This window comes from Streptococcus mitis (genome assembly GCF_023109105.1).
In the GTDB taxonomy this organism is placed as follows: Bacteria; Bacillota; Bacilli; order Lactobacillales; family Streptococcaceae; genus Streptococcus; species Streptococcus mitis_BW.
In genome coordinates, this window is record NZ_JALDTZ010000009.1 from 40,035 (window position 1) to 66,316 (window position 26,282).

16 protein-coding genes and 1 pseudogene are annotated in these 26,282 nt (G+C 42.2%); 15 read left to right on the top strand and 2 right to left on the bottom strand.

From position 1 onward, the window contains the following. Positions 1-199 precede the first annotated feature (199 nt). Positions 200-1,084 carry an SPFH domain-containing protein gene (locus M1F37_RS06500; protein ID WP_004235732.1) on the top strand — a complete coding sequence of 295 codons (885 nt, stop codon included), beginning with the start codon at positions 200-202 and terminating at the stop codon, positions 1,082-1,084. 36 nt (positions 1,085-1,120) lie between these two features. On the opposite strand, the gene M1F37_RS06505 is transcribed toward M1F37_RS06500, so the two are convergent. Continuing rightward, complete coding sequence (locus M1F37_RS06505; protein WP_247935191.1) at positions 1,121-1,309, bottom strand: hypothetical protein; 189 nt, start codon at positions 1,307-1,309, stop codon at positions 1,121-1,123. 185 nt (positions 1,310-1,494) lie between these two features. Here M1F37_RS06505 and M1F37_RS06510 point away from each other — a divergent pair, with 185 nt between their 5' ends. The 5 genes and pseudogenes from M1F37_RS06510 to M1F37_RS06530 all read left to right on the top strand — a co-directional run bounded on the left by M1F37_RS06510 (position 1,495) and on the right by M1F37_RS06530 (position 11,639). Next, the gene (locus tag M1F37_RS06510; protein ID WP_247935192.1) at positions 1,495-5,283 is read left to right on the top strand and encodes a sugar-binding domain-containing protein; all 3,789 of its coding nucleotides are present in this window, start codon (positions 1,495-1,497) and stop codon (positions 5,281-5,283) included. Position 5,284: 1 nt separating this feature from the next. Continuing rightward, positions 5,285-6,973: an alpha-L-fucosidase gene (locus tag M1F37_RS06515; RefSeq protein ID WP_247935193.1), complete on the top strand. Its 1,689-nt coding sequence runs from the start codon at positions 5,285-5,287 to the stop codon at positions 6,971-6,973. A 100-nt stretch (positions 6,974-7,073) separates the two neighbouring features. Continuing rightward, positions 7,074-7,997, top strand: a complete 924-nt coding sequence (locus M1F37_RS06520; protein ID WP_247935194.1) for an Rpn family recombination-promoting nuclease/putative transposase — start codon at positions 7,074-7,076, stop codon at positions 7,995-7,997. Positions 7,998-8,011: 14 nt separating this feature from the next. After that, positions 8,012-8,413, top strand: a pseudogene (locus tag M1F37_RS06525) (flagellar assembly protein H domain protein); the annotation flags it as partial. 382 nt (positions 8,414-8,795) lie between these two features. Then, positions 8,796-11,639 carry a YSIRK-type signal peptide-containing protein gene (locus M1F37_RS06530; protein ID WP_247935195.1) on the top strand — a complete coding sequence of 948 codons (2,844 nt, stop codon included), beginning with the start codon at positions 8,796-8,798 and terminating at the stop codon, positions 11,637-11,639. Between the two features lie 113 nt (positions 11,640-11,752). Here M1F37_RS06530 and M1F37_RS06535 read toward each other — a convergent pair whose 3' ends face one another. Then, entirely contained in the window at positions 11,753-13,849 is a 2,097-nt protein-coding gene (locus tag M1F37_RS06535; RefSeq protein WP_247935196.1) for a GH92 family glycosyl hydrolase, read from the bottom strand. Between the two features lie 170 nt (positions 13,850-14,019). On the opposite strand from M1F37_RS06535, the gene M1F37_RS06540 reads away from it, so the two are divergent. The 9 genes from M1F37_RS06540 to M1F37_RS06580 all read left to right on the top strand — a co-directional run bounded on the left by M1F37_RS06540 (position 14,020) and on the right by M1F37_RS06580 (position 26,252). Then, entirely contained in the window at positions 14,020-15,300 is a 1,281-nt protein-coding gene (locus M1F37_RS06540) for a glycoside hydrolase family 125 protein (protein WP_247935197.1), read from the top strand. Positions 15,301-15,391: 91 nt separating this feature from the next. Continuing rightward, entirely contained in the window at positions 15,392-18,037 is a 2,646-nt protein-coding gene (locus M1F37_RS06545; RefSeq protein ID WP_247935198.1) for an alpha-mannosidase, read from the top strand. Between the two features lie 84 nt (positions 18,038-18,121). Then, positions 18,122-18,991, top strand: a complete 870-nt coding sequence (locus tag M1F37_RS06550; RefSeq protein WP_247935199.1) for an ROK family protein — start codon at positions 18,122-18,124, stop codon at positions 18,989-18,991. Then, entirely contained in the window at positions 18,985-20,865 is a 1,881-nt protein-coding gene (locus tag M1F37_RS06555) for a beta-N-acetylhexosaminidase (RefSeq protein ID WP_247935200.1), read from the top strand. Before M1F37_RS06550 ends, M1F37_RS06555 begins: the two co-directional genes overlap by 7 nt. 207 nt (positions 20,866-21,072) lie before the next feature. Next, the gene (locus M1F37_RS06560) at positions 21,073-22,002 is read left to right on the top strand and encodes an ABC transporter permease (protein WP_247935201.1); all 930 of its coding nucleotides are present in this window, start codon (positions 21,073-21,075) and stop codon (positions 22,000-22,002) included. 13 nt (positions 22,003-22,015) lie between these two features. Beyond that, entirely contained in the window at positions 22,016-22,939 is a 924-nt protein-coding gene (locus M1F37_RS06565) for a carbohydrate ABC transporter permease (protein WP_061746913.1), read from the top strand. Between the two features lie 102 nt (positions 22,940-23,041). After that, a complete protein-coding gene (locus M1F37_RS06570; protein WP_247935202.1) occupies positions 23,042-24,523 on the top strand; it encodes an ABC transporter substrate-binding protein in 1,482 nt (493 codons plus the stop codon). Positions 24,524-24,836: 313 nt separating this feature from the next. Next, positions 24,837-25,133 carry a bacteriocin immunity protein gene (locus tag M1F37_RS06575; RefSeq protein WP_247935203.1) on the top strand — a complete coding sequence of 99 codons (297 nt, stop codon included), beginning with the start codon at positions 24,837-24,839 and terminating at the stop codon, positions 25,131-25,133. 132 nt (positions 25,134-25,265) lie between these two features. After that, the gene (locus tag M1F37_RS06580; RefSeq protein ID WP_247935204.1) at positions 25,266-26,252 is read left to right on the top strand and encodes a rhodanese-related sulfurtransferase; all 987 of its coding nucleotides are present in this window, start codon (positions 25,266-25,268) and stop codon (positions 26,250-26,252) included. Positions 26,253-26,282 lie beyond the last annotated feature (30 nt).

The window sequence follows — 26,282 nt, forward strand, 5'->3', positions numbered from 1 at the left end:
CAGAAGTTAATGTAATGAAAAAAGCGATTGCATTTTATAAAGAGTTGTTTTAGCCAGAGATTAGACGACAATGTGACAATTCACCTCTAATTATTGACATTTCAGGAAAAATCGCAGCAAAAAGTGCACAACCTTCTTTAAATGTGCTATAATACAGGAAAAAATAATGATGGAGGTCACGATAATGGCAACATTTTTGATGATTTTTGTGGTGGTTTGTGTGCTCCTATTGGTGATAGTCACACTGAGTACAGTTTATGTGGTTCGTCAGCAGTCGGTGGCGATTATTGAACGCTTTGGGAAATACCAAAAGGTTGCCAATAGCGGTATTCATATTCGCTTGCCTTTTGGGATTGACTCGATTGCAGCGCGGATTCAGTTGCGCTTGTTGCAAAGCGATATTGTGGTTGAGACTAAGACCAAGGATAATGTGTTCGTTATGATGAATGTGGCGACCCAGTATCGTGTCAATGAGCAGAGCGTGACAGATGCCTACTATAAACTCATGCGTCCAGAATCTCAGATTAAATCTTATATCGAAGACGCCCTTCGCTCTTCTGTTCCCAAATTAACCTTGGATGAATTGTTTGAGAAAAAAGATGAGATTGCCCTTGAAGTTCAACACCAAGTAGCAGAAGAAATGACTACTTACGGCTACATTATCGTGAAAACCTTGATTACTAAGGTGGAGCCAGATGCAGAAGTTAAGCAATCCATGAATGAAATTAATGCGGCGCAACGTAAGCGGGTTGCTGCGCAAGAATTGGCGGAAGCCGATAAGATTAAAATCGTCACTGCAGCTGAAGCCGAAGCAGAAAAAGACCGCCTTCATGGTGTGGGGATTGCCCAACAACGTAAGGCGATTGTGGATGGATTGGCAGAGTCTATCACCGAACTCAAGGAAGCCAATGTTGGCATGACAGAAGAGCAAATCATGTCCATCCTCTTGACCAACCAGTATTTGGATACCTTGAATACCTTTGCCTCTAAAGGAAATCAAACCATCTTTTTACCAAATACACCAAATGGTGTAGATGATATCCGTACACAAATCTTGTCAGCCCTCCGTGCTGAGAAGAAATAATAGACTAAAGAGCTTGGCAACAGGCTCTTTTTATCTTTACTCTTCGAAAATCTCTTCAAACCACGTCAGCGTCGCCTTGCCGTAGGTATGGTTACTGACTTCGTCAGTCTTATCTACAACCTCAAAACGGTGTTTTGAGCTGACTTCGTCAGTCTTATCTACAACCTCAAAACGGTGTTTTGAGCAGCCTGCGGCTAGTTTCCTAGTTTGCTCTTTGATTTTCATTGAGTACAAAGAGCTTGGCAACAGGCTCTTTTTGCGTAGTCCTTGTAGCTTTGAGGATTAAGATCCTTCTCCACAAATTATAGAATCTTTTCTGAGGATTTAGGGAGTGATGGAGGCAGTCTTGAAAGCGCTTTTGTTTTGTGCTATAGTCAAGTAAATCGAGTTGTTTAAAGAGGGATGCTCATATGAGAAGAGAAGAAATTTTACGAAGTCACTGGTTTTTTAGCCAAGAGGTGGGGAAAGAAGAGGCCTTGGCACCGGATTTTCAGAGGGAAAATTGGCAGGCTATTCAAGTACCACATGACTGGAGTATTTACAATGATTTTGACCAGTATTCGCCAGCTCAAAATGAGGGTGGTCAGTTAAACGGGGGTCAAGCCTGGTACCGGACGCAGTTTTACTTGGAAGAAGATGCCAGTCTGGTTTCGGTGCGTTTGCTCTTTGATGGGGTTTACATGAATGCCCCAGTCTATATCAATGGACAAGTGCTGGGCTATTATCCCAATGGCTATACACCTTTTTCTTATGATATCACGCCTTATCTAAGAAACGATGGGACGGCCAACCAGCTTGCGGTTTTTGTTGAAAATCAGCAACCTAGCAGTCGTTGGTACTCTGGTAGCGGTATTTACCGAGAAGTAAAATTGTTGGTGACAGATTCAGTTCATCTGGATTTGTATGGGATTAAGATAGAAAGTCCTAAGCTCGAGGAACAAAGAGATGGATGGGTAGAAACTCAGCTTGAAAGTAAGGTTTCAAATGATGGATCTCAATCCGTGTCGGTGTATTTGGAACAGAGTATCTGGTATGAGGGACAGCAGCTGTCAGACTGGCAGGCGACAGATTTTCTAGTAATTGATTCTGGAGAAAAACATCATTTCCAACAAGCCATATCAATTTTTCACCCTTTACTTTGGGATATTGATCATCCTCACCTTTACCAATTGAAGACTCGCCTTTACAAAAATGGCATTTTGGTTGATGAAGAAGAGGAGACCTTTGGTTATCGCTATATGGATTGGCAAGCGGATAAGGGCTTCTTTCTAAATGGTCGCTGGTTGAAGATTCATGGAGTTTGTCTGCACCATGACTACGGAGCGCTGGGAGCTGTGGAAAACAGGTCAGCTGCTGAGAGACGCTTATGCCAGATGAAGGAAATGGGCGTCAATGCGATCCGGATCACCCATAATCCAGCTAGTAGTATCTTGCTAGATGTGGCGGCCAAAATGGGATTACTTATCCAAGAAGAAGCCTTTGATACCTGGTATGGAGGCAAGAAAGAATATGACTATGGTCGCTTTTTTGAGGAAGAAGCGACTCACCCAGAAGCGAAAGCAGGCGATTTCTGGTCAGATTACGATTTGCGCACCATGATTGAGCGTGGCAAGAACAATCCAGCTATCTTTATGTGGTCCTTGGGAAACGAAGTTAGTGAAGCAAATGGAGATGCTCATTCATTGAAGACTATCAAACGCTTGCTAGGGAGGGTCAAGGAAGTGGATGATGGTCGTTTTGTGACCATGGGAATGGATCAATTCCGCTTTGGAGATGGTTCTGGAGGTCATGAAAAGATTGCTGATTTGCTGGATGTAGTGGGCTTGAATTACTCAGAAGACAATATTGATGGGATTCGCAAAAGACATCCCAATTGGCGACTTTATGGATCTGAAACCTCATCGGCCACCCGAACGCGTGACAGCTATTTTCGTCCAGATAAGGAATGGGTTGGGGATAATCGTCGCGTGAGGAATTTTGAACAGTCAGACTATGGCAATGATCGGGTTCCTTGGGGGAAGACAGCGACGGCTTCTTGGATAGCAGATAGAAATCGACTAGACTACGCAGGTCAGTTTATCTGGACAGGAGTGGACTATATCGGTGAGCCGACTCCTTGGCACAACCAAAATGATACGCCTGTCAAGAGTTCCTATTTTGGGATCGTGGACACAGCAGGTATTCCTAAAAATGACTATTATCTCTATCAAAGTCAGTGGTTGGACGTAAATCAGCATCCCATGGTTCATATCCTGCCCCATTGGAATTGGGAAATCCACAAGAGTTATCAACAAGTTGTGGATAAGTATGGGGATATCCCTGTTCGAGTGTATTCAAATGCTGGTTCTGTAGAGTTATTTCTCAATGGAAAATCCCAAGGTCTGAAAACCTTTCAGGAAAAATGGACTGCAGATGGTAGAAAATACCAAGAGGGAGAAGATTCTGACCAACTCTATCTCGAATGGCGTTTGGCTTATCAACCAGGAGAATTGCGTGCTGTGGCCTATAACTGTCAAGGTCAGATTGTGGCAGAAGATAGGGTAGTGACTGCAGGTAAGTCTGCTAAGATTGGGCTTCATGCCGAGAAAACACAGCTGGAGGCAGATGGGCAAGACCTCCTCTATCTCTATTTTGATGTATTGGACCAAGATGGAAATTGGGTGCCGAGTGCTTCCAATCAGTTTCATTTTGAAATTGAAGGACCAGCTCGCATTGTGGGTGTGGATAACGGCAGTCAGGCCAGTCGTGAACGTTATCAGGCTCAGAAAAATGGTCAGTTTAAGCGTAAAGCCTTTCATGGCAGAGGTGTCCTCTTGGTTCAGAGCTTGGATCAGGAAGGTCAAGTTAGAGTAAAAGCCAGTGCCAGAGGGCTAGAGCCAGCAAGTTTCGATTTCTTAGTGGGAGAGGCTTTGGCTTGCCATCCAGTGAAAAATCAGCTCTTGTTTGAGATTCGAGTGAACAAGCAGGCAGGTTTGCAAGAAGGAGATTCCCCAGCTATTGGACTTTATCCACAAACTGTGGATAACCCTGTGAACAAGGTGGGGAATAGTGAAGTGATTTGGGAGACGAGTGGTAGTTCCCACGCTATTATCAAGCAGGGAGTGCTTCATTTCTTGTCCGCAGGCGACTTGGCTATTCGCGCCATTTATCAAGGGAAAACCTATCAAACTTACATGCAGGTGGCAGAAAATAGCTCACTAGGGCAGGCAGTTTCTGTACGACCACTTCGCTTGTATACAGATAAGGGGACTTATCCACAACTGCCATCTTCAGTCTTGGTGGACTATGAGTCAGGCGGTGTAAGACGCGTCAAGGTTGTTTGGGAGGCAATTCCTAAAGAAGATTTGGAAAAATTTCATGAATTTACGGTATCTGGTCAGCTAGAGGGGCTGAATTTAAAGGTTTCGGCTCAGATTTGTGTCCAAGGGATTTGCGCTATTGAGCCTGAAAGGGTTTGGACGCTTGTCAAGGAAACCCCACACTTACCAGACCGAGTCAAGCTAGTCTTATCGGATGGCAGACGAGATACGGCCAAGGTGACTTGGGATGAACTCGAACCCCAAGTCTATGCTCAGGTAGGAGAATGTGTGCTCACAGGACAAGTAGCGGGCTGTGAGTTGCCGGCAACAGTCACCATTCATGTGACAGATGCCAGTGTAGCTGGGGAAGTTATTTCCAATCAGTGGACAGGATCCAACCTGCCTCTGGTCTTTGCTTCCCACTCAGAGCCGAATCACCCAGCCTCTTACCTCAATGACAAGGTCATTGCTCGGAAAAAATCGACAGCCAATACTTGGATTGCCAAGTCAGAGAAAGCCAGCGTCGGCATTCTTTTTGGAGATGCAGGGATTTTAAAACCTCGATTTGTGGATAACGTGACCTTGTATTATGTTGAGAATCAAGAATACGTGGCGGTGGAGCCTAGTTTTATTGATTATTACATAGGGAATGAGCCTGCCTTGCCTCGGACTCCAAATCATTTGGATAAGGAATCTCTGCTCAAGCAAGAGGAGAATTGGCGACCTGTATCAGCTATTAGAAAAGTGTCAAGCGACAAGGATGAAGAGCTTGGTTTTGAATTTGACAAGGTGGCGACCTATGCCCTTCGTCTTCGATTTGAAAACTTGGCAAGCTCTCTAGCGTTAACAGAATTGCAAGTACACGCCAAAAAAGTTAAGAAAAATGTAGATAGGAAGTAGTATGGTAAGAGAAATAAAACCGCATGGCCCCTTGCCTAGTCAGGCCCAGCTAGCTTATCTAGAGGATGAACTAGCAGCTTTTATCCATTTTGGTCCCAATACCTTTTATGACCAGGAATGGGGGACAGGTCAGGAGGATCCTGAACGCTTTAACCCGACACAGCTAGATGCGCGTGAATGGGTTCGCGTGCTCAAGGAAACAGGCTTTAAAAAGTTGATTTTGGTGGTCAAGCACCACGATGGCTTTATCCTTTATCCGACAGCTCACACAGATTATTCGGTTAAGGCTAGTCCTTGGAGGAATGGAGAGGGGGACTTGCTCCTTGAAGTGTCCCAAGCTGCTACAGAATTTGATATGGATATGGGGGTCTACCTATCACCCTGGGATGCCCACAGTCCTCTCTATCATGTGGACCGAGAAGCGGACTACAATGCCTATTATCTGGATCAGCTGAAGGAAATCTTATCAAATCCTGCCTATGGAAATAGAGGAAAATTTGCTGAGGTGTGGATGGATGGTGCTAGAGGAGAGGGCGCTCAAAAGGTCAATTATGAATTTGAAAAATGGTTTGAAACCATTCGTGACCTGCAGGGCGATTGCTTGATTTTTTCAACAGAAGGCACCAGCATTCGCTGGATTGGCAATGAACGAGGGTATGCAGGTGATCCACTGTGGCAAAAGGTGAATCCTGACAAACTAGGAACAGAAGCAGAGCTGGACTATCTTCAACACGGAGATTCCTCGGGCACGATTTTTTCAATCGGTGAGGCAGATGTCTCCATTCGGCCGGGTTGGTTCTACCATGAAGATCAGGATCCCAAATCTCTTGAGGAATTGGTCGAAATCTACTTTCACTCGGTGGGGCGAGGCGCCCCTCTCTTACTCAATATTCCACCGAATCAAGATGGTCTCTTTGATGCAAAGGATATTGAACGACTTTATGAATTTGCGACCTATCGCAATGAGCTCTATAAAGAAGATTTGGCTCTGGGAGCTGAGGTATCTGGTCCTGCTTTTTCCGCAGACTTTGCTTGTCATCATCTAACAGATGGCTTTGAGACCAGCTCTTGGGCAAGCGGCGTAGGCTTGCCCATCCAGTTAGAACTCGATCTAGGATCTCCTAAAACTTTTGATGTAATTGAGTTAAGAGAAGATTTGAAGCTAGGGCAACGAATCGCTGCTTTTTATGTGCAAGTAGAGGTGGATGGTGTCTGGCAAGAATTTGGAATGGGCTTTACAGTTGGTCATAAGCGTCTCCTGCGAGGTCCGCTAGTAGAGGCACAGAAGGTGCGCGTGATGATTACAGAGGCACAATCTATGCCTGTATTGACCAAGATTTCCCTCTATAAAACTCCTAGCTTATCAAAAAAAGAAGTTGTTCAGGGACTAGCATTTGCAGAAAAAAGTCTGGCTGTGACAAAGGGAGAGACTCTTCATTTTAGGATTGAACGTAGCGAAAGTAATACTCCTTTGGAGGCTAAGATTTCGATTCAACCGGGGACAGGTGTCCATGGTGTCGCCTATCAGGACGAGATTCAAGTCCTTCAATTCCAAACTGGTGAAAGCAAAAAAGATTTGTGCCTACCAACCCTGTATTTTGCTGCTGATAAGACCTTGGATTTCTATCTGAATCTGACTGTTGATGGACAGTTGGTTGATCAAGTTCATATTTTAGTTGAAACGAGATAACATATCTTTACAATTCATTTCCTTTTCGAATAAATAGATAGAGCCAGAGAATCTAACACTCTGGCTTTTGAAAATGTGTTATAATGAAAGGGGAGAAAGTATGACTGTACGTCATCCGGGCATTAGCCCGACCAATGATTTGGTTGCTAAGAAAATCTTTAGCAATCCAGAAATCACTTGTCAATTTATCCGCGACATGCTGGACTTGCCAGCCAAAAATGTGACCATTTTGGAGGGAAGTAACATTCACGTCTTACCTTCCCTGCCTTACTCGGCGCAGGATTTTTACACTAGTATAGATGTTTTAGCTGAACTAGATAATGGCACTCAAGTTATCATCGAAATACAAGTCCATCATCAGAATTTTTTCATCAATCGTCTGTGGGCTTATTTATGTAGTCAGGTCAATCAAAACCTAGAAAAAGTTCGCCAGCAAGAAGGCAATACACACCAGAGTTACAAGCACATCGCACCAGTTTATGCTATCGCAATTGTGGACAGCAATTACTTCCAAGATGACTTAGCCTTTCATAGTTTTAGTATGCGTGAGGACACAACAGGTGAGGTCTTAACCATCACAAACAATGGACAAGAAAACCATCTAGTCAAGATGGCATTCTTGGAACTAAAAAAATACAGAGAAACCAGCAAAGACGAGGTTCGTAAGCCCTGGTTGGAGTTTTTCGGGAACAAACCTTTTACCCAAGAACCCGAGCGAGCCATCAGTCAAGCAGACCAACTGCTAGACTACAAGAGCTGGTCCGAGGAGGACAGGAAGATGTTTAGTCAACTACGTATGCGAGAAGAACAAGCCTTGTTGGCACAGGACTATGCCTTGGAACAAGCTGAAGAAAAAGGCTTAGAACGTGGTCGTGCAGAAGGTATCGAACAGGGACTTGAACGAGGGAAAGTTGAAGGAAGAGTCTTTGCTTTCCTAGATATGGTTCACCAAGGTCTTCTGACTTCCGAGGTTGCTAGTCAGCAATTAGGTATGACGGTCGCAGAGTTTGAAGCACTCTTATAAGACCATCACAAGTAATGGCATTCTTGGAACTAAAAAAATACAGAGAAACCAGCAAAGACAAGATTCGCAAGCCCTGGTTGGAGTTTTTTGGCAACAAGCCCTTTACCCAAGAACCCGAGCGAGCCATCAGCCAAGCAGACCAACTGCTGGACTACAAGAGCTGGTCCGAGGAGGACAGGAAGATGTTTAGCCAACTACGTATGCGAGAAGAACAAGCCTTGTTAGCACAGGACTATGCTTTGGACACCGCTAGAGCCGAAGGTATTGAACAAGGTTTAGAACGTGGTCTTGAATGCGGTCGAGTAGAAGGAAGAGTCTTTGCTTTCTTAGATATGGTTCGCCAAGGTCTTCTGACTTCGGAGGTTGCTAGCCAGCAATTGGGTATGACTGTCGTTGAGTTTGAGGCTTTACTATAAATGAGAATGGGGACATGTTATCGAATTAGATAGCATGTTTTATTTTGTACTCTTCGAAAATCTCTTCAAACCACGTCAGCTTCGCCTTGCCGTAGGTATGGTGTTCTATCCACAACTTCAAAACACTGTTTTGAGCAGCCTGCGGCTAGCTTTCTAGTATGTTCTTTGATTTTCATTGAATATTGGGCTAATAGTCAATTCTTGTTTTTAAACTCACTTGAATTATAATTATATATATGTAAAACCTTCTATAATATAAGTATAAATCGCACTAAAACACAACAGTATAATATGGCGATTAAATATATATCCAAGCGTAAAAAAATGCAAAAGCAAACTGTCTGAAAATCCCCTACTTTATCAAAAATGTTTTTTTTTTTTTTTGAAATTTTATAGTCGAAAAGTTTGCATATATATTGAAAAAAGGATAGAAAAGGTCACGCGTTATTCGATTCGTAAATATAGCTTTGGAGCGGCTAGTGTAGCAGTCGCTGCTCTTTTCATGTTCTTAGGAAATGGAGCTGTATCAGTTCAAGCGGAGGAAATTCAGGGAACGCAGGTTACTGAAAGCGCCAAACCACAACCTGAACAAGACAAGTCTAAGCCTGCGATAGAAGCAGCGCCAGTTTTGAACAAAACTCAACTTGAAAGCTACATTTCAGAAATTGAGACAAAACTTTCTAACGGTTCTTACGATAACAAAACTGAAGAAAGTGTTGCAGTCTTAAAAGCTGACTTAGAGGCAGCAAAAGCTACATTAGCGAATGCAACTGCTCAAGTTCAACTAACAGAAGCTTACAACAAACTTGTCACTACAGTTAATACTAAATTAAAAGCTAAGCCTGTAGAGCAAAAAGAAACTCCAGCAGTAGACACTACTAACGGAAAAGAAACTGTAGGTAAAAAAGCAGAAAACACTGAGAAAAAATCTGATTCTAACTCAATCGAAAACACAGGATCTAACGCCCCACGTAACGGTAAAGCATTAGATAAAGATAATGCATTTAGAGCTGAGACAACAAAAACTGTACAGAATATTAGCTATACAATGGAGTTTTCTGATGATGCTACAAAAGAAATTTATCTGTATAACCAAGAAGATACAGATATTAATATTGCTATAAATTCATCAACAGGAAATATCACAAAAGCAGTAGTTAGAGGTGGGGGTAATAGAGCGCTTGATGAAACGACTAAAGATAGTGCTGTTCAAATTGATGGTTTTGGATGGAGCTATACTCAAACTCTAAGTGAAACAGCTGGTCCTGTAAATATGAAAATTACAGGTAAAAGAAATGAGAGATTTTTAGGACTTGCTAATACTAACAGACGTGAAGATCAACATTCTGTTTTAGGTGAAAGATATCTCAAAATTTATAATACAGCTGGTGAAAAGGTTGAATCTACAGATAATGGTTTAACTCAAGATGGTTACTTCAAGTTAGTTGTTAAATCTCAAACATACAAATACCAACCAAAAGAATTAACTAATGCGGATAAAGTTACTGTAGCTAATCCTAATACTTTATCACAGACTGATCTTGATTCTATAAAAAATAATCTTAAGCTTATCTACTCTACAACAAGTACAGATGCACGTCTTGCGAGCGTTAGAGGTAGTGAAGTTACAAATTCTAGTTCGTTTATCAAGAGTGTAACGCAATCAACTGAAGCTGGTAAACTTGTCGTAACGTATAACGATGACTCAACTGATTTAATTGAAAAGTCTACAGTAATTAAGAGCGGAACTGCACCAACAGTAAATACAACAATAACAGCACAAGGAAGTATTCCGAATTCAGTTCCATCATCAGATTCAGAATTAACAGGTACAGGGACACCTGGAGCAACAGTTAAAGTTACTGTTAAGAATCCAGAAACAGGAGCTGTGATTTCAGAAAAAACAGCTGTAGTAGGAGAAGATGGTACTTGGAAACTCCCATTAGAAGAAGGATTAAATAGTAATACACAATTACCAGGAGCTAGTGAGGCAGCAAGACGCTTCTTTGCACCTAAAAATCCAGTAGAAATTACACAAGTTGTAAATGGAATAGAAACACCGTCTACAGCAGTTTCAGTAGCAGTAGGGGCGTCTAAGATTTTACCATCAGCAGCAGCTAAAGATGGTGCTAGTGTTGTAGCAGGAGCAAAAGAAGTAACTGTAACAGTACCACATGATGCGGGAAGATCATATTTCTTCTATACTGCTAAAGGTGCTACATCTACGACTGAGATTGCTTTAGAACAAAGCCAAAATGGATGGTCAATCATCAAAAATGGTGATAAAGCAACTATTAAGTCAGTGGACAAAGGAGTATCTGTTCATACAATCACATTGACAATGAACGAAAATGCGCCATTCCAAGAAGGTAACAATAAGCTAGAAATCATCAGTCATAATGGACCTGATTCACCTGCTAGTCGTCTGGGAAGATACAAAATTAATGTAACAAACGAAAAACCAGTAGTATCATCTGCAACAGATTCAGATGTAACGACAGTAACTGCAGGAGGAACTGTAGATCTTTCAACTCTAGCGAAAGTAACAGACCATGAAGATGACCAAAATGCTACATTGGGAACAAAAGGTACACCAACAGTAGTATCAATCAATGGTGATACAAGCAAAACAACTCTTGAAGCAGTAGATTTAGCAACACCAGGAACATTTACTGTTAAATATAAAGCAGTAGATAGTCAAGGTAAAGAGTCTGACGAGTATACACACACTGTAACTGTTCAAGCCCCAGCGCCAAAAGATGCAGCAGGCCTTAAAGACCCAGCAGTAACACCAGTTAAAGATCCAGCTAACTTAACAGACGCAGAAAAAGCTAAAGTTGCAGACGAAGTTAAGAAATCTAACCCAACAGCAACAGATGTTAAAGTAGGTCAAGATGGAACAGCGACTGTAACCTTCCCAGATGGATCAACAGCAGTAATTCCAGCCGATAAAGCAGTAGCGAAAGCTAAAGATTCAGAAGGCGTTCAAGATCCAACAGCAACAGCAGTTAAAGATCCAAGCAACTTGACAGACGCTGACAAAGCTAAGGCGGCATCTAATGCTAGCCAAGCAACATCAGCACAAGCAAATGCGCGTAAAGTAGCTAAAGAATTACCAAATACAGGTACAGCAGATTCTACTGTAGCTATGGTAGCAGCAGCCGCAAGTGCATTACTTGGTCTTGGTCTTGCAGGCCGTCGTCGTAAAGAAGACGAAGAAGCTTAATTGGTAGATTATTTGATAATTATCAGATGATAAGTCCGATTTTCAAAGCTTAAACAAGTACCTCTCATAAGAAAATCTCCTAGCAGGAAAGTCTGCTAGGAGATTTTTGCATTTCAGAAAGTTGACGAGTGACTTGGCAACCAGCTAAGTGTAAAGGTCAGTTGCTCAGCTTTTAAGAGGTCTTGATGTTGAATGCTAGTTATAGAGGTATTATCTAGTCGGCATTCTTTTACAAAGTTAAAATGGCTGTGGTTTTGTTTAGTATGGATATCTAGCCATTTATTTTCTTTAGCCAAATAGACACGAAGGTGGTCAAAGAGTGGAATTCCAAGGTCATAACTTGCTTTTCCTGGGCAGGTTGGGTAAAGTCCGAGAGCAGACCATACATACCAAGCCGATAGACTACCATTATCCTCATCTCCTGGATAGGCATCCCAGCCAGCTCGAAAGGATTTTTGACGGAGAGTCTTGATTAAGAGGCTGGTATATTGGGGATAACTACTGTAGTGGAAAAGATAAGGGATGTGGAAACTTGGTTGGTTTGAAATGGCTAGTTGAGCAAATGGCGCTGTTGCCATCTCACTCATCTCATGAATTTCATATCCATAGCCAGTCGTTTCAAAGAGCGGAGCATCCTGACAGGTTTTCAAAAGATAGTTGCTGAAGGCTTCTTTTCCACCCATAAGTTGGATCAAACCTGGGATGTCGTGGAGGATGCCTAAAGTAGCTTGGACGGCTGAACATTCGGCATAGTCGCGTCCCCAACTATAAGGAGAGAAGTCAGGGCGGAAGTTGCCTTGACTATCACGCGCTCTCATGTAACCTGTCTCAATGTCAAATAGATGGCGGTAATTTTGTGATGCGGCCTTGTAGGTTTCAGCGATTTCTATTTTCCCTCGTTTTTTGGCACAGCTTGCGATACAAAAGTCACTGTATGCATAGTCTAGTGTGTGGCTGACGCTTTCGTGGTGGTCGGTAGAGAGGTAGCCTAGTTCTTGGTATTGGGCTAGTCCGTGACGACCATTGATGCCGAGAGGATCGGACTTGCTGGCTGTTTCAAGCATAGCTTGGAGAAATTCTTCTTCAAGTTCAGGTGCCATGTCTTTGCAAGCACTATCTGCTAGTACACCATCAATCAAAGTACCAGGCATCATTCCTCTTTCATCTGGAGCCAGCCACTTAGGAAGGTATCCAGCGTCGCGGTAGCTATTGAGGAAGCCCTCAAGAAATTGACGATAGTGTTCAGGAATAATCAAGGCAAAGAGTGGGAATGAAGTGCGGAAGGTATCCCAAAAACCATTGTTGGTAAAGAGCAGACCGGGCTTGATAGTTCCTGAAGCAAGATCTATATGAATATTCACACCCTGTTCATTTACCTCATAGAAGGTTTGCGGGAAGAGAAAGAGTCGATAAAGACAGTGATCAAAAAATGTTCGGTCTACAGAGCCAGTTTCCACGACATCAAAACGACCTAGAAGGTTTTCCCAACTAGCTTTAGCATCTGATTTCGTTTCTTCAAAGTCTTTTCTAGGCAGATTAAAGAGGGCCTGTTCTTTAGAAATAAAAGAAGTCGCCAGTTGAACTTGAGTTTCCGATCCAGCCAAGTCAATACGCCAGTCTTGCCCCACTTGATTGATAGATAGAATATCCTTAGAGAATGCGAGGGCAGTGAACATGACGAGAGGACTCTTATTTGTTTCGGTTAATCCACTTTGGACAAGGCTGACAGTACGCTCATCCACTTGCTCCACTGTCAAATCATCATTCGTATGCAGATAGATGGATAGGTTTTTTCCTTGTGTCTGTCTTAGTTGAACAGAAGCACCGTAGCAAGTAGGAGTTAACTGAGTTTCAATCTGATAACGCTCAGAAAAAATTCTGAGATAATGGGGATTGAAAATAGCACGATCAAGGTTATAGGAAGACTGACGATGGAAGAGGCTGTCTCCACTAATCTGACCTGTGACAGGTGTCAGAAGGAGCCAAGAGTAGTCTCCAATCCAAGGGCTGGGCTGGTGGGTTAGTCGAATGCCCTGAAATATGGGAAGATGGGGATCAAAAAACCAAGATCCTTCCTGATCACTCGTTTGTGGAACAAAGTAATTCATCCCAAAAGGTACTCCAGTGTATGGTAGTGTATTACCTCGTGAAAATGCATGTTTACTGGCTGTTCCAAAACGCGTATCTATGGTTTCAAGTAGTGGTTTCATAGTCTTTCCTTTAGCTGTTTTTCTACATTATATCAGAAAAATAGGTCCTTTATAAAATGACTTTAAAATATAACTATTTTGTAGAGAAATGACTATCATTTGTGTATGTATTTTCTGTCTCAAAAGCTATATACTGAAAATGAAACTTGTTTGAAAGAGGATACTGCACGATGATTTATTCAAAAGAAATTGTTAGAGAATGGCTAGATGAAGTAGCAGAACGGGCTAAGGACCATCCAGAGTGGGTGGATGTCTTTGAGCGTTGCTATACCGATACCTTGGACAATACGGTTGAAATCCTAGAAGACGGTTCAACTTTTGTCTTGACTGGGGATATTCCTGCTATGTGGCTTAGGGATTCGACAGCCCAACTCAGACCATATCTGCATGTGGCTAAAAGAGATGCCCTCCTGCGTCAGACCATTGCAGGTTTGGTCAAGCGTCAGATGACCTTGATCCTCAAGGATCCCTATGCTAACTCCTTCAACATTGAAGAAAATTGGAAGGGTCACCACGAAACAGACCATACAGATCTCAATGGCTGGATTTGGGAACGCAAGTATGAAGTAGATTCGCTTTGCTATCCATTGCAGTTGGCTTATCTTCTTTGGAAAGAAACAGGAGAAACCAGTCAGTTTGATGAGATTTTTGTTACAGCAACCAAGGAGATCCTTCATCTTTGGACGGTAGAACAAGACCACAAGAATTCACCTTATCGCTTTGTTCGGGATACCGATCGTAAGGAAGACACTTTGGTAAATGATGGTTTTGGTCCTGACTTTGCCGTGACAGGAATGACCTGGTCAGCCTTTCGTCCGAGTGATGATTGTTGTCAATATAGCTACTTGATTCCGTCAAATATGTTTGCAGTCGTTGTCTTAGGTTATGTTCAAGAAATATTTGCAGAATTGAATCTAGCTGATAGCCAGAGTATTATCGCAGATGCAAAACGTCTCCAAGCTGAGATCCAAGAAGGAATCGAAAACTACGCCTACACCACCAACAGTAAGGGTGAAAAGATTTACGCCTTTGAAGTGGATGGTCTAGGAAATGCTAGCATCATGGACGACCCTAATGTACCAAGTTTGTTGGCTGCTCCATATCTTGGTTACTGCGATGTCAATGATAAAGTCTATCAAGCAACTCGTCGTACCATTCTGAGCCCTGAAAATCCTTACTTCTACCAGGGAGAATATGCTAGCGGTCTCGGAAGTTCTCATACCTTCTATCGTTATATCTGGCCGATTGCCCTATCTATCCAAGGCTTAACAGCTACAGATAAAGCTGAGAAAAAATTCTTGCTAGATCAGCTCGTTGCTTGTGATGGTGGAACAGGTGTGATGCACGAAAGCTTCCATGTAGATGATCCGACTCTCTACTCTCGTGAATGGTTCTCTTGGGCCAACATGATGTTCTGTGAATTGGTCTTGGATTACTTGGATATTCGCTAATGAGCTATCGCTCAACAGATTCTTGTCAGAATCACAAATTTACATTTAAAACATTAACAATAAAAATTTAATTTAGAATGAGGTTTTACTCATGGAAAATGTTGTTGTACATATTATTTCTCACAGTCACTGGGATCGTGAGTGGTATTTACCTTTTGAAAGTCACCGGATGCAATTGGTGGAATTATTTGACAATCTCTTTGATCTCTTTGAAAATGACTCTGAGTTCAAGAGCTTCCACTTGGATGGTCAAACCATTGTCCTTGATGATTATTTAGAAATCCGTCCTGAAAACCGTGACAAAGTCCAACGTTACATCGACGAAGGCAAACTCAAAATTGGTCCCTTTTACATCTTACAGGATGACTACTTGATTTCAAGTGAAGCCAATGTCCGCAATACTCTTATTGGTCAGCAAGAAGCTGCAAAATGGGGGAAATCAACTCAGGTTGGTTACTTCCCAGATACCTTTGGAAATATGGGGCAGGCTCCTCAAATCCTTCAAAAATCAGGTATTCACGTAGCAGCCTTTGGTCGCGGTGTCAAGCCAATCGGATTTGACAATCAAGTCCTTGAAGATGAACAGTTTACCTCTCAATTTTCTGAGATGTACTGGCAAGGGGCTGATGGTAGCCGTGTGCTCGGTATTCTTTTTGCTAACTGGTACAGTAACGGGAATGAAATTCCAGTGGATAAAGACGAGGCTTTGGCTTTCTGGAAGCAAAAATTAGCGGATGTCCGTGACTATGCATCGACCAACCAATGGTTGATGATGAACGGCTGTGACCACCAGCCTGTTCAGAGAAATCTGAGCGAAGCCATTCGTGTGGCAAACGAACTCTTCCCTGACGTGACCTTTATTCATAGCTCATTTGACGAATATGTCCAAGCACTGGAAAGTGCCCTTCCTGAACAATTATCAACGGTCACAGGTGAGTTAACTAGCCAGGAAACGGATGGCTGGTACACCCTTGCCAATACCTCTTCTTCACGCGTTTACCTCAAACAAGCCTTCCAAGAGAATAGCAACTTGTTAGAGCAGGTCGTGGAACCATTAACCATTATCACTGGTGGACATAACCACAAGGATCAATTGACCTATGCTTGGAAAGTACTTCTGCAAAATGCACCGCACGATAGTATCTGTGGCTGTAGTATTGACGAAGTTCACCGTGAAATGGAAACTCGTTTTGCAAAGGTTAATCAAGTCGGGAATTTTGTTAAGACTAATCTTCTTAACGAATGGAAGGGTAAATTAGCTACCCAAAATGCACAAAGCGACCACCTCTTTACCGTTGTCAACACAGCTTTACATGACAAGGTTGATACAGTTAGTGTTGTAGTGGATGTTGTGACTTGTGATTTTAAAGAATTGCATCCGACTGAAGGTTACAAGAAAATGGCAGCCGTGACCTTGCCAGATTACCATGTTGAAGATTTAGATGGCCATGTCCTTGAAGCCAAGATTGAAGACTTGGGAGCAAGTTTTGGCTATACTTTGCCTAAGGATAAATTCCGTCAACCATATATTACACGCCAAGTGCGCGTGACAATCCCAGTCCACCTTGCTCCGCTTTCTTGGGCAAGCTTCCAATTGGTCGAAGGTCAAGTAGATTACCGTGATGGTATTTACCAAAATGGAGTCATTGATACCCCATTCGTAACAGTCAGTGTAGATGAAGGAATTACACTCTACGACAAGACTACTAATGAAGCTTACGAAGATTTCATCCAATTCGAGGACCGTGGAGATATTGGTAACGAGTACATTTACTTCCAGCCGAAAGGAACTGAGCCAATTTATGCTCAACTGAAAGGTTATGAAGTCTTAGAAAACAATGCTCGCTATGCCAAAATCTTGCTCAAACATGACTTGACTATTCCAGTTAGCGCAGATGAAAAATTGGATGCAGAACAAAGAGGTATCATCGAGTTCATGAAACGAGATGCAGGTCGTTCAGAAGAGTTGACAACCATTCCTCTTGAAACAGAAATGACTGTCTTTGTGGACAATCCACAGATTCGCTTCAAGACTCGCTTTACCAATACAGCCAAAGACCACCGCATCCGTCTCTTGGTGAAAACTCATAACACTCGTCCAAGCAATGATTCTGAAAGCATCTATGAAGTTGTGACAAGACCAAATAAACCAGCAGCTTCTTGGGAAAATCCTGAAAATCCACAACACCAACAAGCCTTTGTCAGCTTGTATGATGATGTTAAAGGAGTGACAGTAGCTAACAAAGGATTGCACGAATACGAAATTCTTGGAGATGACACCATGGCTGTAACCCTTCTGCGTGCTTCAGGCGAACTAGGTGACTGGGGCTATTTCCCAACACCGGAAGCTCAGTGCTTGCGAGCTATCGAAGTTGAATTTGCAGTAGAATGCCACCAAGCAGGGGAACGCTTCTCAGCTTTCCGTCGTGCCAAAGCCTTCCAGGTGCCATTTACAGCTCTTCAAGTTGCAAAACAAGAGGGGAGCGTTGCAGCAACGGGTAGCCTCTTTAACCATCCGGCTCTGAACTTGCCACAAGTATGCCCAACAGCCTTTAAGGTGGCTGAGAATGAAGAAGGTTATGTCCTTCGTTACTACAACATGAGTCAAGAAAATATCCGTGTGTCTGAAAAACAACAAACTATTCTTGACTTGTTGGAACGCCCATACTCAGTCCATTCAGGACTATTGGCACCACAGGAAATTCGTACAGAACTCATTCAAAAAGAAGAAATTTAATTTCAAAAAGTAAACATAAAAAGAAAGGAGGAGCGAAAAAGTAAGAACCAACTGCTGATTCGCTCCTTTTTGCAGGTGAAAGCAATGACCATTGCAACGATTGATATCGGAGGGACTGGCATTAAGTTTGCTAGTCTAACTCCTGATGGAAAGATTTTAGATAAGACCAGCACCCCAACTCCAGAAACTCTAGAAGATTTATTTGCTTGGTTGGACCAACGCTTGTCAGAACAGGACTATCGTGGGATTGCTATGAGTGTTCCAGGAGCGGTCAATCAAGAAACAGGAGTGATCGAGGGAATTAGTGCCATTCCTTATATCCATGGTTTTTCATGGTACCAGGCCCTTTCTCATCACCAACTACCTGTCCATCTAGAAAATGATGCCAACTGTGTTGGACTTAGTGAACTGCTAGCTCATCCTGAGATTGAAAATGCAGCCTGTGTCGTTATTGGTACAGGGATCGGTGGGGCCATGATTATCAATGGCAAAATTCACCGTGGTCGCCATGGCTTGGGTGGAGAGTTTGGTTACATGACAACTATCGAACCAGCAGAAAAACTCAATAACTGGTCACAACTAGCTTCTACAGGAAACATGGTTCGTTATGTGATTGAAAAATCAGGTCAGTCAGACTGGGATGGCCGTAAGGTTTATCAAGAGGCTTCAGCAGGCAATGCCCTTTGCCAAGAAGCCATTGAGCGGATGAATCGTAATCTTGCTCAAGGATTACTCAATATCCAGTATCTAATCGACCCAGATGTCATTAGCCTAGGTGGCTCTATCAGTCAAAACCCAGATTTTATCAAAGGTGTGCAAAAAGCAGTAGACGTCTTTGTGGAAAGATATGAAGAATATACAATTGCGCCAGTGATCCAAGCCTGCACCTATCAGGCAGATGCCAATCTCTACGGCGCTCTTGTCAACTGGTTACAGGAGGAAAATCAATGGTAAATTTTACCGGAATTAGCAGTAAACAACAGCAAGCTATAGACTTACTTCAAAATCACATTTCACTACCAGATGTAGAAGTGGCAGTCGCTCAGTCTGACCAAGCTTCTATCTCTATCAAGGGTAAGGGCGGAGAATATCAATTGACTTATCGCAAACCTCACCAACTCTATCGCGCCTTGTCTGTTCTCGCAACAGCTTTGGTAGAAGGTGATAAGGTAGAGATTGAAGAACAAGCGGCTTATGAAGATTTAGCCTACATGGCTGACTGTTCGCGAAATGCAGTTTTAAATGTTGCATCTGCCAAGCAGATGATTGAAGTCTTAGCTCTCATGGGTTATTCAACCTTTGAACTCTACATGGAAGACACCTATCAGATTGAAGGCCAACCCTACTTTGGTTATTTCCGTGGAGCGTATTCAGCTGAAGAGTTACAGGAAATTGAAGCATACGCCCAGCAGTTTGACATGACCTTTGTACCATGTATCCAGACCTTGGCCCACTTGTCAGCCTTTGTCAAATGGGGCGTCAAAGAAGTGCAAGAACTCCGCGATGTAGAGGATATTCTCCTCATCGGTGAAGAAAAAGTCTACGATCTGATTGACGGTATGTTTGCTACTTTGTCTAAACTACAAACTCGCAAGGTCAATATCGGGATGGACGAAGCTCACTTGGTTGGTTTGGGACGTTACCTTATCTTAAACGGTGTTGTGGACCGTAGCCTCCTCATGTGTCAACATTTGGAGCGCGTGCTGGATATTGCAGACAAGTATGGTTTCCACTGCCAGATGTGGAGCGATATGTTCTTCAAACTCATGTCAGCAGATGGCCAGTACGACCGTGATGTCGAAATTCCAGAAGAAACTCGTATTTACTTAGACCGTCTCAAAGACCGTGTGACCTTGGTTTACTGGGATTATTATCAGGATAGCGAAGAAAAATACAACCGTAACTTCGGTAATCACCACAAGATTAGCCAGGATATTGCCTTTGCAGGTGGTGCTTGGAAGTGGATTGGTTTTACACCACACAACCATTTCAGTCGTCTTATCGCTATCGAAGCAAATAAAGCTTGCCGTGCCAATGATATCAAAGAAGTCATTGTGACGGGTTGGGGGGATAATGGTGGGGAAACTGCCCAGTTCTCCGTCCTACCAAGCTTGCAAATCTGGGCAGAACTTAGCTATCGTAATGATTTAGAGCGTCTATCAGCTCACTTCAAGACCAACACAGGCTTATCGATTGAGGACTTTATGCAACTTGATCTTGCCAACCTCTTGCCAGATCTACCAGATAATCTCAGTGGTATCAACCCTAATCGCTATGTCTTTTATCAGGATGTTCTTTGCCCAATCCTTGACAAGCACATGACTCCTGAGCAGGACAAACCACACTTTGCCCAAGCAGCTGAGACTCTTGCTGCTATTAAAGAAAAAGCAGGAAACTATGCTTATCTCTTTGAAACTCAGGCTCAGTTGAACCAGATTTTAACCAGTAAAGTGGATGTGGGCCGACGCATTCGTCAAGCCTATCAAAAAGGTGATAAAGAGAGCTTGCAACAAATTGCTAGGGAAGAATTACCAAAATTAAGAAGCCAGATTGAAACCTTCCACAAGCTCTTTAGCCACCAATGGTTGAAAGAAAACAAGGTCTTTGGCTTGGATACAGTAGACATTCGTATGGGTGGGCTCTTGCAACGGATCAAGCGTGCAGAAAGTCGCATTGAAAACTATCTAGCAGGCGAAATCTCTCGTATCGACGAACTAGAAGTAGACATCTTGCCATTTAATGACTTTTACGCTGACAAGGACTTTGCAGCCACGACAGCCAACCAATGGCATACCATTGCGACAGCATCGACGATTTATACGACCTAAAATAAGAACACCTTGCCTGGCGCAGGGGGTTTCGCGTGAAACATCCCTTTCTTCAAAAGTACTCCACATAAAATAATTTGTGGAGTTTTTTCTATAATTAGTAGTTTAACCTAACCTTCAAATAGGAGTATACTAATAATGTAATCGTTATCAAAAGTCTAAAAAGGAATTTTTAGATGGATATCAAAATAAAAAAGGGAGGAAATTATGAATAAGTTTTCAAAAACCTTGAGAGACAACTGGATCTTTCTCTTGATGGTTTTGCCAGGGGCACTCTGGTTGATTCTATTCTTCTACATTCCAGTATTTGGGAACGTGGTTGCCTTTAAAGACTACCACATGACCAGTAATGGATTTATAGATAGTATCGTGAATAGTAAATGGGTCGGACTCGATAATTTTAGATTCTTGTTTAGTTCAAAAGACGCCTTTATTATCACTCGAAATACTGTCCTCTACAATCTCGGCTTTATCTTTATTGGTTTGATTGTATCTGTAGGGATTGCCATCATCCTCAGTGAACTCCGTTCTAAGAGAATGGTTAAGATCTTCCAAACTTCTATGTTGTTCCCTTACTTCTTGTCTTGGGTTATCATCAGTTTCTTTACAGATGCCTTCCTAAATATTGATAAAGGGGTGTTCAACCATTTCCTAGAATCTATTGGAATGAAGGAAATCAATTTCTACGCTGACTTGGGTATCTGGCCATATCTCCTACTTTTCCTAGGTATTTGGAAAGGTTTTGGATATAGCAGTGTCATGTACTATGCGACAATCATGGGAATTGATCCAACCTACTACGAAGCAGCAACAGTGGACGGGGCTAGCAAATGGCAACGAATTCGCAATGTAACTATTCCACAGTTGACACCGTTGGTAACCGTATTGACCATCCTGGCAGTCGGAAATATCTTCCGTGCAGACTTTGGTCTTTTCTACCAAATCCCCCACAATGCTGGTCAGCTTTATAACGTAACCAACGTCTTGGACGTATATGTTTATAATGGTTTGACCCAGACAGCGGATATAGGGATGGCTTCAGCGGCAGGTCTCTACCAATCAGTAGTCGGTTTGCTTTTGGTTATCCTATCAAACTTACTTGCAAGACGAGTTGATCCAAACTCAGCCTTGTTCTAGAAAGGAGGAGAATATGGCAGAAAAGAAAATTAAAAAAGAAAAAATTGATAATGTCGGCATTCACTCCTTCAGTAAGAAAGCAGATATCTTCTTCAGTACCATTTCTGGTTTGATTGCCCTCTCTTGTATCCTACCCTTCGTATTCGTTATTGTTATTTCGGTGACAGATGAAAAGAGTATCCTCCAAAATGGATATAGCTTCTTCCCATCCCAATTTGGACTAGACGGTTTTGAATTTTTAGCACAGTTTAAGGAGAAAATCCTCCAAGCTCTCTTCATCTCAGTCTTTGTAACAGTGGTGGGGACTATCACAAACGTTTTTATCACAACAACTTATGCTTACGCCATTTCACGGACAACCTTTAAGTACCGCAGATTCTTTACAATCTTTGCCCTTCTTAGTATGTTGTTCAACGCTGGTCTGGTACCAGGCTATATCGTGGTCACTCGTTTGCTTCAACTCGGTGATACAGTTTGGGCCTTGATTGTTCCAATGCTTCTCTCACCATTCAACATTATCTTGATGCGTTCCTTCTTTAAGAAGACTATTCCAGAAGCCATTCTTGAATCCGCTCGTATCGATGGTGCTAGTGAGGCCCGGATCTTCTTCCAAATCTGTTTGCCATTGTCACTACCAGGTATCGCAACCATCACGCTCTTGACAGCTCTTGGTTTCTGGAATGATTGGTTCAACGCCCTCCTTTATATTAAGAGTGACAACTTGTACCCATTGCAGTATTTGCTCATGCAAATCCAACAAAATATGGACTACATCGCAAAAGCAGTCGGTCTATCTGGTCAACTGGGAGTTGCTCTACCGAAAGAAACAGGACGTATGGCCATGGTTGTTGTTGCAACCCTTCCAATCGCGATTTTGTATCCATTCTTCCAACGCTACTTTGTAAAAGGTTTGACTATCGGTGGCGTGAAAGAATAGTGCTTATTGAGAAAAACATTTCTCGTTTTCAAACTTCCCTTGCGTGAAGTTAAGATCATTACATTGTTTATAAGTTTAAAAATAAAAAAAGGAGTTTTTGTCATGAAAAACTGGAAAAAATATGCTTTTGCATCTGCTAGTGTAGTCGCTTTGGCTGCTGGTCTCGCTGCTTGTGGAAACCTTTCAGGTAACAAGAAAGCTGCTGACTCAGCTTCAGGTGAAAAAACTGTTATCAAAATGTACCAAATTGGTGACAAACCAGATAACTTGGATGAATTGCTAGAAAATGCTAACAAAATCATCGGAGAAAAAGTTGGTGCTAAATTGGATATCCAATATCTTGGATGGGGTGACTATGATAAGAAAATGTCAGTTATCACATCATCTGGTGAAAACTACGATATCGCCTTTGCATCTAACTATGTTGTAAATGCTCAAAAAGGTGCTTATGCTGACTTGACTGACTTGTACAAGAAAGAAGGGGCAGAACTTTACAAAGCACTTGACCCAGCTTACATCAAAGGTAACAGCATTAACGGTAAAATTTACGCCGTTCCAGTTGCAGCCAACGTTGCATCATCTCAAAACTTCGCCTTCAACGGAACTCTTCTTGCTAAATATGGTATCGATATTTCAGGTGTCACTTCATACGAAACACTTGAACCAGTCTTGAAACAAATCAAAGAAAAAGCTCCAGATGTAGTGCCATTTGCGGTTACTAAGAACTTTATCCCATCTGATAACTTTGACTACCCAGTTCCAAATGGACTTCCATTCGTTATCGACCTTGAAGGAGACACTACTAAGATCGTAAACCGTTACGAAGTACCTCGTTTCAAAGAACACTTGAAGACTCTTCACAAATTCTATGAAGCTGGATACATTCCAAAAGACGTAGCAACAAGCGATACTTCATTTGACCTTCAACAAGATACTTGGTTTGTTCGTGAAGAAACAGTAGGACCAGCTGACTACGGTAACAGCTTGCTTTCACGTGTTGCTAACAAAGATATCGAAATCAAACCAATTACTAATTTCATCAAGAAAAACCAAACAACACAAGTTGCTAACTTTGTTATCTCAAACAACTCTAAGAACAAAGAAAAATCAATGGAAGTGTTGAACCTCTTGAACACTAACCCAGAACTCTTGAACGGTCTTGTTTACGGTCCAGAAGGCAAGAACTGGGAAAAAATTGAAGGTAAAGAAAACCGTGTTCGTGTCCTTGATGGCTACAAAGGAAATACTCACATGGGTGGATGGAACACTGGTAACAACTGGATCCTTTACATCAACGAAAACGTTACAGACCAACAAATCGCAGATTCTAAGAAACAATTGGCAGAAGCTAAAGAATCTCCAGCGCTTGGATTCATCTTTAACACTGACAATGTGAAATCTGAAATCTCAGCAATCTCTAACACAATGCAACAATTCGATACAGCTATCAACACTGGTACTGTAGACCCAGAAAAAGCTATTCCAGAATTGATGGAAAAATTGAAATCTGAAGGTGCCTACGAAAAAGTATTGAACGAAATGCAAAAACAATACGATGAATTCTTGAAAAACAAAAAATCATAAGAACAATTGATTTCGTGTATTCATTCCTAATTCCTAAAAATGTGATCACTGTTTTTCCTCAGGCTTGTCTGAGGAAGGCAGTGATTTTTTGAAACAAAGACATAGATATTTCTGTTTCCTTATTTCCCTTACTTTAACCATTTAGGAAATATCAAGCACCATTTATCCATCCTATGCGGTGCATGTGATCAATAATATTGTAGCGACCCTACCATTTCTGCTGACTTTTTACATAGGGTGTGGTAAAATACTGGCGCGAGGGTAAGAATTATAGTTTTTCAATTTAGAAGTGAGTTTCAGGAGGAAAATGAGAATGACACTATTAAAATGGTTTGAAGGAGGAAGCGAACGGCGTTGTGAAGCTTTGGCTATCATTGATTATCTATTGGAAGATATAAAGGATGCGCCTCAACTGACTCCCCTGAAAAATCAGTTAGTGATTTATAAAAGACGATTAAAGGACGATGGGACTTCTACTCCGTTTATATTGAGTCAAATGAACGTTGATGTCTCACGTGTGTTGATTGATAATCAGCTGATTTTGTCAGAAAGTCAATCCGAGCAGATCAAAAAGCTGAGGGAATTATCTGCTATTCGCTATGGCTACTGATGAAGTTCAGGAACAGACCGCTTTCTATAAATTTCCAGTCAAATAAATTGCATTCGTTTTCTCAAGCAGGTATACTAGTATAGTTAGATAAAAAATTCTGAAAATTTAAGAATAGAAAAGAGAACAAATCTTATGGCAAAAGATATTCGTGTCTTACTTTACTACCTTTATACTCCAATTGAAAATGCAGAGCAATTTGCTGCAGACCACTTGGCTTTCTGTAAATCAATCGGCCTTAAAGGCCGTATCCTAGTCGCTGACGAGGGAATTAACGGAACAGTTTCAGGTGACTACGAAACAACTCAAAAATACATGGACTACGTTCACAGCCTTCCAGGCATGGAAGACCTCTGGTTCAAGATTGACGAAGAAAGTGAACAAGCCTTCAAGAAGATGTTCGTTCGCTACAAGAAAGAAATTGTCCACCTTGGTTTAGAAGACAACGACTTTGACAACGACATCAACCCACTTGAAACAACAGGTGCTTACTTGTCTCCAAAAGAGTTCAAAGAAGCCCTTCTTGACGAAGATACCGTTGTCCTTGATACACGTAACGACTATGAGTACGACCTAGGACATTTCCGTGGGGCTATCCGTCCAGACATCCGCAACTTCCGTGAGTTGCCACAATGGGTCCGTGACAACAAGGAAAAATTCATGGACAAGCGTGTCGTGGTTTACTGTACAGGTGGGGTTCGCTGTGAGAAATTCTCAGGCTGGATGGTCCGTGAAGGCTACAAAGATGTAGGTCAATTGCACGGGGGAATCGCAACTTACGGTAAAGATCCAGAAGTTCAAGGTGAGCTTTGGGATGGGAAAATGTACGTCTTTGACGAGCGTATTGCAGTCGATGTTAACCATGTCAACCCAACCATCGTAGGGAAAGACTGGTTTGATGGAACACCATGTGAACGCTATGTCAACTGTGGAAATCCCTTCTGTAATCGTCGTATCTTGACATCAGAAGAAAATGAAGACAAGTACATCCGTGGATGCTCACACGAGTGCCGTGTTCACCCACGTAACCGCTATGTTTCAGAAAATGAATTGACACAAGCTGAAGTTGTCGAGCGCCTAGCTGCTATCGGTGAAAGCTTGGATCAAGCAGCTACTGTATAAGATTAAACAGTCCTCAGGGGCTGTTTTTCT

Excerpts from the sequence above, each read along its gene's own strand:
- M1F37_RS06500 (WP_004235732.1), top strand. The coding sequence starts at position 200 with ATGATTTTTGTGGTGGTTTGTGTGCTCCTATTGGTGATAGTCACACTG.
- M1F37_RS06505 (WP_247935191.1), bottom strand. The coding sequence starts at position 1,309 with ATGAAAATCAAAGAGCAAACTAGGAAACTAGCCGCAGGCTGCTCAAAA.
- M1F37_RS06510 (WP_247935192.1), top strand. The coding sequence starts at position 1,495 with ATGAGAAGAGAAGAAATTTTACGAAGTCACTGGTTTTTTAGCCAAGAG.
- M1F37_RS06515 (WP_247935193.1), top strand. The coding sequence starts at position 5,285 with ATGGTAAGAGAAATAAAACCGCATGGCCCCTTGCCTAGTCAGGCCCAG.
- M1F37_RS06520 (WP_247935194.1), top strand. The coding sequence starts at position 7,074 with ATGACTGTACGTCATCCGGGCATTAGCCCGACCAATGATTTGGTTGCT.
- M1F37_RS06535 (WP_247935196.1), bottom strand. The coding sequence starts at position 13,849 with ATGAAACCACTACTTGAAACCATAGATACGCGTTTTGGAACAGCCAGT.
- M1F37_RS06540 (WP_247935197.1), top strand. The coding sequence starts at position 14,020 with ATGATTTATTCAAAAGAAATTGTTAGAGAATGGCTAGATGAAGTAGCA.
- M1F37_RS06545 (WP_247935198.1), top strand. The coding sequence starts at position 15,392 with ATGGAAAATGTTGTTGTACATATTATTTCTCACAGTCACTGGGATCGT.
- M1F37_RS06550 (WP_247935199.1), top strand. The coding sequence starts at position 18,122 with ATGACCATTGCAACGATTGATATCGGAGGGACTGGCATTAAGTTTGCT.
- M1F37_RS06555 (WP_247935200.1), top strand. The coding sequence starts at position 18,985 with ATGGTAAATTTTACCGGAATTAGCAGTAAACAACAGCAAGCTATAGAC.
- M1F37_RS06560 (WP_247935201.1), top strand. The coding sequence starts at position 21,073 with ATGAATAAGTTTTCAAAAACCTTGAGAGACAACTGGATCTTTCTCTTG.
- M1F37_RS06565 (WP_061746913.1), top strand. The coding sequence starts at position 22,016 with ATGGCAGAAAAGAAAATTAAAAAAGAAAAAATTGATAATGTCGGCATT.
- M1F37_RS06570 (WP_247935202.1), top strand. The coding sequence starts at position 23,042 with ATGAAAAACTGGAAAAAATATGCTTTTGCATCTGCTAGTGTAGTCGCT.
- M1F37_RS06575 (WP_247935203.1), top strand. The coding sequence starts at position 24,837 with ATGACACTATTAAAATGGTTTGAAGGAGGAAGCGAACGGCGTTGTGAA.
- M1F37_RS06580 (WP_247935204.1), top strand. The coding sequence starts at position 25,266 with ATGGCAAAAGATATTCGTGTCTTACTTTACTACCTTTATACTCCAATT.